Annotated in this window: 12 protein-coding genes and 2 tRNA genes; 1 reads left to right on the forward strand and 13 read right to left on the reverse strand. The window is 59.1% G+C overall.

Annotated features, from left to right (window positions below; all coding sequences use genetic code 11):
* Positions 1–3: 3 nt before the first annotated feature.
* The 13 genes from GSD1FS_RS07585 to GSD1FS_RS07645 all read right to left on the reverse strand — a co-directional run bounded on the left by GSD1FS_RS07585 (position 4) and on the right by GSD1FS_RS07645 (position 10,460).
* Positions 4–954, reverse strand: coding sequence for a magnesium transporter CorA family protein (locus tag GSD1FS_RS07585; protein WP_155589066.1), 951 nt, complete (start codon positions 952–954; stop codon positions 4–6).
* Between the two features lie 155 nt (positions 955–1,109).
* The gene (locus tag GSD1FS_RS07590) at positions 1,110–1,934 is read right to left on the reverse strand and encodes a histidine phosphatase family protein (RefSeq protein ID WP_155589067.1); all 825 of its coding nucleotides are present in this window, start codon (positions 1,932–1,934) and stop codon (positions 1,110–1,112) included.
* A gap of 202 nt (positions 1,935–2,136) precedes the next feature.
* The gene (locus GSD1FS_RS07595) at positions 2,137–2,541 is read right to left on the reverse strand and encodes a pyridoxamine 5'-phosphate oxidase family protein (RefSeq protein ID WP_155589068.1); all 405 of its coding nucleotides are present in this window, start codon (positions 2,539–2,541) and stop codon (positions 2,137–2,139) included.
* A 158-nt stretch (positions 2,542–2,699) separates the two neighbouring features.
* Positions 2,700–2,772 (reverse strand) — tRNA-Ala (locus GSD1FS_RS07600).
* Positions 2,773–2,909: 137 nt separating this feature from the next.
* Positions 2,910–3,890, reverse strand: a complete 981-nt coding sequence (locus tag GSD1FS_RS07605) for a hypothetical protein (RefSeq protein WP_155589069.1) — start codon at positions 3,888–3,890, stop codon at positions 2,910–2,912.
* A gap of 83 nt (positions 3,891–3,973) precedes the next feature.
* A complete protein-coding gene (locus GSD1FS_RS07610) occupies positions 3,974–4,687 on the reverse strand; it encodes a histidine phosphatase family protein (protein ID WP_155589070.1) in 714 nt (237 codons plus the stop codon).
* Positions 4,688–5,092, reverse strand: coding sequence for a ribosome silencing factor (gene rsfS / locus GSD1FS_RS07615; RefSeq protein WP_155589071.1), 405 nt, complete (start codon positions 5,090–5,092; stop codon positions 4,688–4,690).
* A 2-nt stretch (positions 5,093–5,094) separates the two neighbouring features.
* The gene (gene glmU / locus GSD1FS_RS07620; protein WP_155589072.1) at positions 5,095–6,477 is read right to left on the reverse strand and encodes a bifunctional UDP-N-acetylglucosamine diphosphorylase/glucosamine-1-phosphate N-acetyltransferase GlmU; all 1,383 of its coding nucleotides are present in this window, start codon (positions 6,475–6,477) and stop codon (positions 5,095–5,097) included.
* Positions 6,478–6,554: 77 nt separating this feature from the next.
* Positions 6,555–6,625 (reverse strand) — tRNA-Gln (locus tag GSD1FS_RS07625).
* A gap of 65 nt (positions 6,626–6,690) precedes the next feature.
* Positions 6,691–7,710, reverse strand: coding sequence for a ribose-phosphate diphosphokinase (locus GSD1FS_RS07630; protein WP_155589073.1), 1,020 nt, complete (start codon positions 7,708–7,710; stop codon positions 6,691–6,693).
* Positions 7,711–7,828: 118 nt separating this feature from the next.
* A complete protein-coding gene (gene nadD, locus GSD1FS_RS07635) occupies positions 7,829–8,524 on the reverse strand; it encodes a nicotinate-nucleotide adenylyltransferase (RefSeq protein WP_155589074.1) in 696 nt (231 codons plus the stop codon).
* Positions 8,521–9,156 carry a phosphoribosylglycinamide synthetase gene (locus GSD1FS_RS07640; RefSeq protein WP_246166083.1) on the reverse strand — a complete coding sequence of 212 codons (636 nt, stop codon included), beginning with the start codon at positions 9,154–9,156 and terminating at the stop codon, positions 8,521–8,523. The genes nadD and GSD1FS_RS07640 overlap by 4 nt, the downstream gene beginning before the upstream one ends.
* Positions 9,153–10,460 (reverse strand): glutamate-5-semialdehyde dehydrogenase, encoded by a 1,308-nt coding sequence (locus GSD1FS_RS07645; RefSeq protein ID WP_155589075.1) that lies wholly within the window; start codon positions 10,458–10,460, stop codon positions 9,153–9,155. The genes GSD1FS_RS07640 and GSD1FS_RS07645 overlap by 4 nt, the downstream gene beginning before the upstream one ends.
* 138 nt (positions 10,461–10,598) lie before the next feature.
* Here GSD1FS_RS07645 and thrC point away from each other — a divergent pair, with 138 nt between their 5' ends.
* Complete coding sequence (gene thrC / locus GSD1FS_RS07650; protein WP_155589076.1) at positions 10,599–12,083, forward strand: threonine synthase; 1,485 nt, start codon at positions 10,599–10,601, stop codon at positions 12,081–12,083.
* Positions 12,084–12,155 lie beyond the last annotated feature (72 nt).

A 12,155-nucleotide genomic window follows, 5' to 3' on the forward strand; every position in this document is an offset into this window, starting at 1 on the left:
ACCTCATTTGAACAGTCGCGAACGGGTCAGGAACCATACCACTGCGCCGGCGAGCACGCAGGCGATCAGCACGATGATGAGGAATCCCCACTTCGAATTGCTCAACGGCATGCCGAGCATGCCCTGCTGGAAGTTCATGCCATACATGGAGAAGATGAGCGTGGGGATCGACAATGTGATCGAGATGATCGTGAAGATGCGCATCACGTTGTTCAGGTTGTTCGACACGATCGAGGCGAACGCGTCGGTCATGTTCGCAAGAACGCCGCTGTAGATGTTCGCCATCTCGATTGCCTGCTTGTTCTCGGTGATGACGTCTTCGAGCAGGTCCTCGTCTTCCGGGTATTGCTTGATGCGCGTGAGCGTCATCAGTTTCTCCATGACGATTTCATTCGATTTGAGCGACGTGTTGAAGTAGACCAATGTTTTGCTCAGTTCGAGGAGCATCAGGATCTCTTTGTTCTGCATCGAATGGCGCAGACGCAGTTCGAGCTTGTCGGTTTCGCGGTCGATGATGCGCAGGTAGCGCAGGTACATCGTGGCGTTGCGGTACAGGATCTGCAGGATGAAACGGGATCGCATGAACGTGTTGAACCCGCGTATCGTGCCCTCCATGAACGGGTGAAGCACCGGCGTGTCTTGCATGCATACGGTGATGATCATCGTCTTGGTGACGATGATCGACAACGGGATCGTCTCATACCAGTCACGGCCGCTGCGTTCCTCGACGGTCGGGATGTCGACGATGATCATCGTGTAGTCGTCTTCCACATCGACGCGGGAGCGTTCCTCGTCATCCAATGGCGCGCGCAGGTCGGCGAGATCGATCCCCGTTTCCTGCGAGACGGTGGCCAGTTCCACGTCGGTGGGATCCGCCAGTGCGAGCCATGAACCGTTTTCCGGTTTGGAGATCTGTTGGACTTGACCTTCTACAGTGCTGAACATGCGCAACATGGGTTATCACCCGCCTTATTGTTGGATCCGGCAGTTTCGACAGGCTCGCGGTGAGCCCCTGCCATGCAGGTCGGGACTCACCGCTTTCCAAGCCAGAGACAAGCATAGTCTCAGGGTTTCGACACCGTTCGCGAGGATTCCTCGCAGACTGGAGGTCAGTTCAGCGGCTTCCACATCGGCATGTCGGGGTTGCGCAGATAGTCCGGCCCGTTCTCCCAGTCGACCGTGTCGGCGATGTCCGGCCCCTTGTCGTATTCGGTCAACGTGAATTGGGTGCCGTTCGCGTTGTAGCGTGGTTCGAGCCTTGACCAGAATGCGTTGCGCATACCGGTGAGATTGTCGAGCTTGTTGTCGGGCAGGCCCATCAGATTGCCGATCGTCGCCGCGATCCACGAGCCATGGGAGACCACGAACAGTGTTGTGGGCTCGTCCATGTATTGCGGGTCGTTGCAATACGAGAGGATGGTCTGCGCGCCGCGCGCGCCAAGATCCGACCTGGTCTCCACACCGTATTCGCGTTCGCCGCCATCATGCGCCTTCCATGAACGGTAGCCCTCGGGGTATTTGCTTTGGATCTCCTCGCGGGTCATTCCCTCCCATTTGCCGAAATCACGTTCACGCAGGCGTTCGTCGAGCGTGACGTCCAAGCCCAGCGGATCCGCGAACGCGTGCGCCGTCTGTTGGGCACGGAACAGGTCGGAGCTGACGACGACGATGCGTCGGCGCGCCGCCGGGGACTTGCGGTATTCCTCGATGTCGCTGCGACGCACATCAGGGTCAGTCGGCTGCGGCAGGCGGTCGGGGTGACGGGCGATATTCGACGCCTTCGCCCAGTAGAAGCGTTGGGCGAGCGTGTAGCCGCTCATATCGACCTGCCATTGGCCAACGATGTCGAGCGGAATGTCGATCTGCCCTTGCAGGCGACGTTCGAGGTTGAAGGACGTGCGCCCGTGACGCATGAACATTACTTCATCGATCATTTTCACTCCTCATGGATTTGCGTTGCGCAGCCGGTATGGCGTGTTTCATTGACATCGTAGACGCAGGCATGTCGATCGGCGCGCATGCCGCGGGCATGGAAAAGCCGGAACCGCAAGGATGTTCGCCTTACGGTTCCGGCCACTTCGATATTCGGGAAGGCGATTGTTTCACCAAACCGTCACGTGGACGCATTCACCGCGTTCAGTCACGTGAAATGGTGGTGCCGGCCTTGGCTCCGGCCGACAGGTCTTCGATCTGCGTGATCTGCAGAACCGGCACGCATGCCGGCACCTTGGTGCCGCGCTCGTTGGCGAGCTTGACCTGCTCGTCGTAGATGGCGTCGTCGGTGTGCAACACGACTTCGCCGCGGAAACGATAGCCCTTCTTCTGCTCGAAGTTGACGAATGCGACTACGAGTGGGCTGCCGTTCTCGAGATTGCGGTAGGTTTGACCCGCGGTGCGCTCATGGTAGGCCAGATGGTTGTCGTCGAGCACGAACATCGACATCTTCGGGCCGAGGTCCGGAACGCCGTCCTGATTGACGGTGGCGACCCATGCCAGATTGTTGTTGATGAATTCCTTCATGTCTTCGGTGAGCTGTGCCATTTCGAATTCCTTTCGTTGCTACTGTTCTTGATTACCAAGACTACGCCGCTTGACCGCATGGCGGGTGGTATTGCGCTGTGGAAAGATGTGAGAAAACTCACCTTGGAAAGGGCGACGGAAAAAGAAAAACACCCAGCATATTTGCTGGGTGTTGAACGTGGAGCTAAGGAGATTCGAACTCCTGACCCTCTCCATGCCATGGAGATGCGCTACCAGCTGCGCCATAGCCCCGTGTTCAACTTGACGAACCTGAGATAGGTTACAACATTGCCGTCTGATATTCAACTCGGCGTGTCGATTTTATGATTCCTGCCAGCTGTGCCACCGCCGCATAGGGGTTTCGGTGCCCTATGCGGCGTCAACGTCTGTCATTGACTCTGCTGGCTGGTTCCGGAGGAATCCGTGTTCTTCTGGTTCGTGGTCGAATCCGTGTTCTGCGAGTTCGAATTATTCGAACCGCTGTTCTGCGAATCCTGCGTCGAATTCTGCTGTGAGCTCGAATCCGAATTCGAACTGCTCGAAGTACCGCTATCGGTGTTGGATCCGCTGTTTGAATTCGTCAAATCGGAGCCGGTTCCCGAATTGTCGGTACTCGTATTGGATGATTTGTCGGATTCGTTACCCGAGTTCGTGGTCGAGGTATCGCTGTTGCCAGTCGATTGGTTCTCCTGCTCGCTTGTGCTGCCGTCGGTTGGCGTCGACTGCTGCGTACTGCTCACATCTGGCGTTTGCGACGACGTGGAGGTGGGGCTCACCACGTCTCGAACCACCGAATCCGTGCCCTTGCCGCCTGTAAGCGCCAGAATGACGCCAGCGGTGATGAGCACTGCGACCAGGCCGGAGACCAGGGCGACGATGATCGCCACACGCTTGTCGTGTTTACTGGCCGGTCTCTTGGCTTTCCCGTTTGACGGATGGTTGGCGATGGTATGCCGTTCAGCGCTTGACGCGCCGCCCGAACCGGAAACGACGGTGCGTGGCGCGCGCGTCTCTTCCGTGCTTTCCGCCCCTACGTCCACGGATGGCATCACCCGCGTGCCGTCAACCGTTTCCGCGGATTCGTTCGGTCCTTCGGCATGAGATTGGGTTTCCGCATCGGTGGAGTCGGAGGAATCGGCGTCTGCTGGCCCCACGCCGTTTTGCTGTGCGGCGTCTTGCAGGCGTTTGCCTGATTCGTCAAGCACGTTCTTGTAGATCTGTGATGCGGCCGTGGAGACGATGGATGCCACCGCCACGCCGATCACGGAGCCTGCGATACCGATTTTCGCCGATAGCAGGAACGATGTCACCGCGGCCAGCGCACCTGCCAATAGCTGTGAGAACGAGAGTCCTTTGAAAAAGTTCTTCAATTTACGTGTTACCCATACCCTGTCGGATTCGACCCGCGTCGAATTCAGATTCCGTTAGTACACCATACACGCTGTGGCTTGGATTATTCCAACGGTTGGCTAGGATTTTCCCAATATTCGGTATCCGCCAATGCCGGACCATGGTTGTAGTCCGAGAGGATCCAACGGTTGTCGACGTGTATGCCCGCATTGTACAGCCGCGCCCAATGCGCGTTGCGCATTGTGGTGACCGATATGAAATCCGGGAAGTGTTCGCCGATGCCGAACATCACCTGCAACGTGTTCTCGATCAGCGCTCCGTGGGAGAACACGAACAGGTCCGTGTTCTCATCGCATTCATGGGCCCAATCGTTCACCGCATTCATGCCACGGGTTCCCGTGTGCTCGTGGGATTCCGCTCCATGATTGAGTTCTCCGCCCAGTCCGGCGCACCAGGATTCGAAATCCTCAGGGTAGTTCCGCGCCAAGTATTCGGCGGTCTTGCCTTCGAACTCGCCGAAGTCACGTTCACGCAGTCGCGGGTCGGCATGCACGGGAACGCCGATCCCGTCGGCGAACGCGTGCGCGGTCTGCATGGCCCTCTCCAGATCCGAGGAGACCACAAGTTGGCGTCGTTCGGGCTGCCTGCGCACATACAGGTCTATCAACGCCTTGGCGCTCTGCTTCACCTGCCAGAGTCCCACTTCGTCGAGGGGGATGTCGATGGAGCCTTGCACCATTCCCAGACGGTTGTAGGATGTGCGGCCGTGCCTCACCAGCGTGACCGTGCGTGCGCGGACGTCAGCTTCAACGGGCATTTATTCCGCGCCGTCCTGCTCGTCATCGGCATGCGGCGCTTGATCGAGCTGCAGGTCGATCTGGTCGCAGTCGCGCCACAGGCGTTCCAGATTGTAGAAGTCGCGCGCTTCATCATGCATGATGTGCACGATGAAGTCGCCGTAGTCGAGCAGAATCCACTGGGCCTCCTCGACACCCTCGCGGGAACGTGGTTTGAGACCGTGGTCTTTGACGTGCAGATCTTTTTCGATCTCTTCGGCGATGGCGAGCACCTGACGTTCGTTCGAAGCGGAGACGATCATCATGATGTCGCAGATGCCGAGCTTGTCGCCGACGTTGTAGGCGATGATGTTCTCGCCTTTCATGCGGTCGGCGGCCTGCGCCGCGATGCGGACTGCGTTGACGGATTGTTCGAAAGTGTTCATGTTCAGCGCTCCCAAGCTGGTTTCCAATGTTCGACTACGTGTTGCGTGTTCTCCGAATAGACCATGGAGTCATCGGGGACGTCATGACGGATGACGGATCCGGCGCCGCTGGTGACGCCGTCGCCCACTTCGACGGGTGCGACGAGAAGATTGCCGGCTCCGATGTGCACGTCCGAGCCGATCGACGTGTGGTTCTTATGCACGCCGTCGTAGTTCGCCGTGATCGTGCCGCCGCCGACGTTCGTGTTCTCCCCCAGATCGGCGTCACCGACGTAGCTCAGGTGCGGCACCTTCGTGCCGTTGCCGATATGCGCTTTCTTCATTTCGACGAACGCGCCGGCCTTCGATCCTTCTCCGATCTCGTTGCCCGGGCGCAGATACGTCCACGGGCCGATGTTGGCGTCCTCGTGAATGTGGGATTCCTGGACGCGGGAACGTTCCACATGGGCACCCGCGTCGATCTGCGCGTCGATCAACGTCGTGTATGGCCCGATGACCGCATCGTGTTCCACTACCGTTTTGCCTTGCAGGAAGCTGCCGGGGAGGATGAGCGCGTCTTTGCCGATGCGCACGTCGTCTTCGATCCACGTGGTTTCGGGGTCGAGAATGGTGACGCCGTCCAGCATCCATTGGCGGCATACGCGTTCGTTGTGCGCTTTGGAGAGTTGCGCGAGCTGCACGCGGTCGTTCACGCCTTCGACGCTCAGCGGATCCGGCGCGGCGAAAGCTCCGACCTTCGTCATTGCACGGGCCGCGGTCAACGCGTCGGTCAGGTAGAACTCGCCTTGCGCGTTGTTCGCGTCGAGGTTGGCGATGGCTTGCGCCAGCACGGATGCGTCGAACACATACACCGATGTGTTCACCTCGTGCACGTCGAGTTCGCTGCGGTTGCCGTCTTTCTGCTCGACGATTTTGAGCACGTTGCCGTCGGCGTCCCTGATGATGCGGCCATAGCCGGTCGGGTCGTCCAGGATCGTGGTCAGTACGGTCACCCCGTCTTCGCTGCGATGATGGTAGTCGAGCAGCGCGTTGAGCGTCTCGGCGTCGAGCAATGGCATATCGGATGCGACGATCAGCACATCGCCGTCACGTTCGCCGTGTTCTTCGAGTTCCTTCATCGCGCATTGAACGGCGCGCCCCGTGCCCGGGATGTCGTCCTGATGCACGATCAACGCATGGCCGTCATACGACAACGCCGCCTGGGCGACGCGTTCGGCTTGGTAGTGCACGACGACGGCCAGCGTGTTCGGCTGCAGTGCGCCTACGGAGTCCATGACCCTGTTCAGGAATGTTTTGCCTGCAAACTCGTGCAGCACCTTGGGTTTGGTGGAACGCATGCGCGTCCCCTCACCTGCTGCCAGAACAATCGCCGCGTTCAACGCCATGGCTGCCTCCAACCTGATAGTGCCTGTTAAATGACAAACGCCTAATCCGTTCGGAAAACGGATCAGGCGTCCAATTGCTCCCCCACCTGGACTCGAACCAAGACAAAGGGTTCCAAAGACCCGTGTGCTGCCATTACACCATGGGGGAACGGCGGAACTGAATCCGCCAAGTGTTCATTATGCCATATGGCCGGACTTTCCGTGCTCGGTGTGTCACGCGAACAGGAAGCCCTGACCGTGGTGCTCGGGGTATGTGTCGAACAATTCCGCCACCGAACCGTCTTCGAACACGGCTTTCATCGCGGATGCCAGCAATGGGGCGATCGACAGCACGGTCAACCCGTCCCAACGCTTTTCTTCGGGAATCGGCACGGTGTCGGTGAGCACCACTTCGCGGGCGCCGCACGACTTGAGGCGATCGATGGCCGGGCCGGAAAGCACACCGTGCGTGGCTACGACGGTCACCGAGTTCGCTCCCGCTTCGCGCAGCACCTGGCACGCACCGGCGATCGTGCCGGCGGTGTCGATCAGATCGTCTACGAGCACGCAATCCTTGCCGTTGACGTCGCCGACCACGCGGTTCGCCTTCGCCTGATTCGGCCGTGTGATGTCGCGGGTCTTGTGCACGAATGCCAGTGGGCCGCCTCCCAGTCGTTGCGCCCACTGTTCGGCCACGCGGATGCGTCCCGCATCCGGCGAGACCACGGTCACGTTGTCGAGATGGCCTTGGAAACGGTCACGAATATAGTCAACGAGCACCGGCATGGCGATCAGATGATCGACCGGCCCGTCGAAGAAGCCTTGTGATTGTGCCGCATGCAGGTCGACGCTCATCACGCGGTCCGCACCGGCTGTTTTGAGCAGGTCGAACACCAGGCGGCAGGAGATGGGTTCGCGGCCGCGATGCTTCTTGTCTTGGCGCGAATAGCCCAACAATGGGCAGACGGCGGTGATGGAACGCGCCGATGCGCGCTTCAACGCGTCGATCATGATGAGCTGTTCCATGATCGATTTGTTCACCGGATTGCAGTGGCTTTGCAGCACGAATACGTCGGCGCCGCGAACGGATTCGGTGTAGCGCACATACATCTCGCCGTTGGCGAAATCGTATGCCGTGGTTTCGAGAACATCAATGCCGAGTTGATCAGCAACGTCGCTGGCCAGCTTCGGATGTGCTCTTCCTGTGACGAGAATGAGGTTCTTATCGGGTTTTCCCTCGAGGATTGCACTCAACGTATCTCCAAACGTCGTTCGTCGGTTACGCGACCATCATATGTCTGTGTTTCGACTGTGCGTGCCGTGTGCCCGAACCCGATTCGGTGGGGATCCAGACGAGGGAAATCGCCCTCATTCACTGTTCGTCGTAGATGCCGTGTTTGCCGATATATTGCACGACGCCGTCGGGCACCAAGTACCATACCGGCTCGCCGTTGCGCGCGCGTTCACGCACGTCGGTCGACGAGATGGCCAATGCGGGAATCTCGAGCATGTCGACCTTTCCTTCCGGCAACGGCACTTTCGACGAGTAGCCAGGGCGGGTGACGGCCACGAAATGGGCGATGTCGAACATGCTGTTCGCGTCCTTCCATTTCATGATCTCCGCCACGGCGTCGGCGCCGGTGATGAAGAACAGCTCCGCCTCCGGGTATTGCGCGCGGATGTCCCTCAGTGTGTCGATGGTGTAGGTGACTCCGGGCCTGTCGATGTCGACTCGCGACACGGTGAACTTCGGATTCGACGCCGTGGCGATGACCGTCATCAGATACCGGTCTTCCTCATTGGTCACGCGCTTGTCGAGTTTGAACACCGGTCGTCCGGTGGGTACGAAGATGACCTCGTCGAGGTCATACACCCAGGCGACTTCCGACGCCGCGACGAGATGCCCGTTGTGGATCGGGTCGAACGTGCCGCCCATGATGCCGATGCGCGCATGGGCATGCCAGTTGCCCCTCGCGGACCTTCTTCCATGCTGCGACACGAGTTCCACCTGTCGCTCCCTGTATGCCGACAGTTCCGCCATGCGGCGGTCTGGAGTCGCTTGACTCATTGATGTTCCTCGCTGCGTTTTTCCTCGCTGCGTTCCGCTTCATCGGCTGCTTTCGCGGCCTGCTGAACGTCTTTGGCCAAGCCGCTCTCACCGTCATCGTTCATCACGGTGTCGGAGTCGATCTTGCCCATGTCTTCGTCCCATTCGTCTTGAACGACCCTGCGGATCTCCGCGAAGGTCGGCAGCAGGAACTGCGGCTGGTAGATGCTACGCACGTGGGCGACGCGTTCGGTGATGCGAATCAGTGTGTCGGTCATCGCATCGATGTCGCCGTCCTGCTCCATCACGCGGAATTTGCCGATGTAGTCTTCCATGAGTCTGATCTGCGCGTCGATAGTTTCAAGCTCTTCCTTCGTGGGCGTGACCAATTCCTTGGCGTGCTCGTCAGGCCATCCGATCAGCACAGCATCCGCGTATTCCAACGATGCTCGTTGCTCGGCGGTGGCTATGCCATCTTCGATCTGCACGACGAACACGTAACGGACAAGACTCAGCCGTTCGGCGGTCACTTTCAGCGCCAGAAACGGATCATCGAGATTCAGTCCCCATGGGTTGAGGTTGCGAGTCTCGTCGACGACATGCGTGTGCGCCTGCTGTTCGGCGGCGTCGCCGGCTTTCATTTCGTCGCTCATGCCCTCACCTGCCCGTTGCCGTAGGCCACCCACTTCGTGGTCGTCATTTCAATGAGTCCCATCGGCCCCCTTGCATGCAGCTTCTGGGTCGAAATGCCCAGCTCAGCACCGAAACCGAACACACCGCCGTCGGTGAAGCGTGTGGAGGCGTTGACCATGACGACCGCGGAGTCGATGCCCTGCGTGAACCATTCGATGTTCGAATAGTCCTGCGAAAGAATCGATTCGGTGTGGTGGGTCGAATACTCGTTGATGTGTTCGATCGCCTCATCGACGGAATCGACGACGAGCACGCCCATTTCGAGCGCCAGGTATTCGATTCCCCAATCGGCGTCATCCGCCTGCAGCAGCTGGATGTCTTCGATGTCGGCGTCTTTGATGATGCGGTAGGAGATCTCGTCGGCATGCAGCACGACCTGCGCCTGTGCGAGAGCCTGAGCGACCTTCGGCAGGAACTGTTCCGCGATGGAACGATGCACGATCAGCTTCTCAGCAGAATTGCATGTGCCGACGCGTTGCGTCTTCGAATTGATGATGATCGGGATCGCCTTGTCGAGGTCGGCACTCTCATCGACGTAGATGTGCACGTTGCCCGCACCGGTTTCGATGACCGGCACCTTGGAGTTCTCGACGACCGATTTGATGAGTCGGGCGCTGCCACGCGGCACCAGCAGATCGATGTGGCCACGAGCCTCCATCATGGCGGTGGCTCCGGCACGCCCGAACTGATCCACCGAACCGATCAGCGCGCCGTCGAATCCAAGTTCCTTCAATGTGTCTTTGACGATGGCGAGAGTGGCGGCATTGGTGCGCGCAGCCTCATGGCCTCCTCGCAGAATCGCCGCATTGCCGGATTTGATGCACAACGAGATCACGTCGACGGTGACGTTCGGCCTCGCCTCGTAGATCATGCCGATCACTCCCATCGGCACGCGAACCTGCTGGATGCGCAACCCGTTCGTGGTTTCGAATCCACGAACCACCTGTCCGACCGGATCCGGCAACGAAGCGACCTTGCGCATGTCTTGCGCGGAGGCTGCGATGCGCGGCACATCGAATTTCAAACGATCGAGTTTGCCCTCCGACAGCCCCTCGTCGAACGCCTGCTCCATGTCGAGCGCGTTCGCTCCTGCTATTTCGTCGGCACGGGTGTCCAATGCGTCGGCGATCGCCACCAACAGGCTGTTCTTCACATCGGTGGTCGCGTGCGCCAAATCTCGTTGCGCGCGTGACGCGGCGTCCGCCAGCTCGTTGACTTGTTCGCGAACGTCGATATCGCTCTGCTGCAGATCTGAATTCGTCATACTTGCAGAATAATTGATGTTCTATACAGCGCGCATGCCGATATCCCATTGAGCGGACATCACCGGGCACCGCGCCCACACGTACTTCTATACTGGCCGTTGTATCTCGTCTATCGGTCGAAGGGACGCAAAATCGCCATGAGCACTTTCCATAGCACACGCAGCAGCAATGAGGAGTTGACCTCGAAGCAGGCAATCCGCAAGGGCATCGCCGACGACGGCGGCCTGTTCGTCACCGATTCGCTCGGTGAGACGAAAATAGATATCGCCGACCTTGCGGGCAAGACCTACCAGCAGATCGCGCTTCGTGTGCTCTCCGTTCTGCTCGACGATTATTCCGAGGAAGAGCTCAAGCAGTGCATCGATGAAGCGTACGGCTCGCAGTGGAGCGACGAGCGCATCACCCCGGTCAAGCCGCTGGGCAGCGATTTCGTCATGGAATTGTTCAACGGTCCGACGTGCGCGTTCAAAGACGTGGCGTTGCAGATCCTGCCCCGCCTGATGGCACGGACGAACGAGGAGGACGGCGACGGCGAGAAGATCATGATCGTGACCGCCACGTCCGGAGACACCGGCAAGGCCGCGCTCGCCGGATTCGCCGACGCTCCCGGCACCGGCATCACCGTGTTCTACCCGCAGGGTCGTGTCTCCCGCGTGCAGGAGCTGCAGATGACCACGCAGAAGGGTTCCAACGTGCACGTGTGCGCGGTGGAGGGCAATTTCGACGATGCGCAGTCCGCGGTCAAGGAGATCTTCGCCGATAAGGATCTCGCCGAACGTCTGCAACGCGAGCATAAGGTTCGCCTGTCTTCCGCGAACTCGATCAACGTGGGGCGCTTGGTTCCGCAGGTCGTCTATTATTTCTCCGCATACGCGCAGCTGCTCGAGCAGCAGGTCATCAACGTCGGTGATCCTGTTGATTTCGTGGTGCCCACCGGTAATTTCGGCGACGTGCTCGCCGGATATTATGCGAAGATGCTCGGTCTGCCGGTTCGCCAGCTGGTCGTCGCCTCCGATAAGAACAACGTGCTGTTCGACTTCCTCACCACCGGCACATACAACCGTCAGCGCCCGTTCTATGAGACGATCTCCCCGTCGATGGATATTCTCATCTCGTCGAATTTGGAACGCATGCTGTATTACATGAGCGAGCGTGATCCTCGCATGATCACGTATTTGATGAACGATCTCAATGAGTGGGGCGCGTACGAGGTGCCGCCGGAACTGCTGCGTGAGATTCGCAAGGTATTCGCCACCGGCTGGGCCGACGAGGATCAGGTGCGCGAGATGATCGCCGACTGCTGGAACAACAATCACTATGTGATTGATCCGCACACCGCGTGCGGTTACTTCGTGATGCAGCAGATGCCCGCCGACCCGCAGGTTCCTCGCGTGCTGCTGTCTACCGCCAGCCCATACAAGTTCCCGCGCGTGGTCAATGAGGCGTTGGGGCTCGACTCCGATGGCACTGATTTCGAATGCATGGATGAGCTGTCTCGTAAGAGCGGCACGCCGATTCCTCCGATGCTGCGCGATCTGGAGAACGCCGAAGTGCGTTTCCGTGACTGCGTGGAGGTGCCCGGCATGAATCAGTATGTCGAGGAGTGCGCAGACAAACTCTGAGTTGCATATATGCAAAGTGGCGGGGTGATCTCAATATTGAGATCACCCCGCCACTTTTATTTCGAAAACACG

This window comes from Bifidobacterium canis, from assembly GCF_009727065.1.
Taxonomy (GTDB): Bacteria; Actinomycetota; Actinomycetes; order Actinomycetales; family Bifidobacteriaceae; genus Bifidobacterium; species Bifidobacterium canis.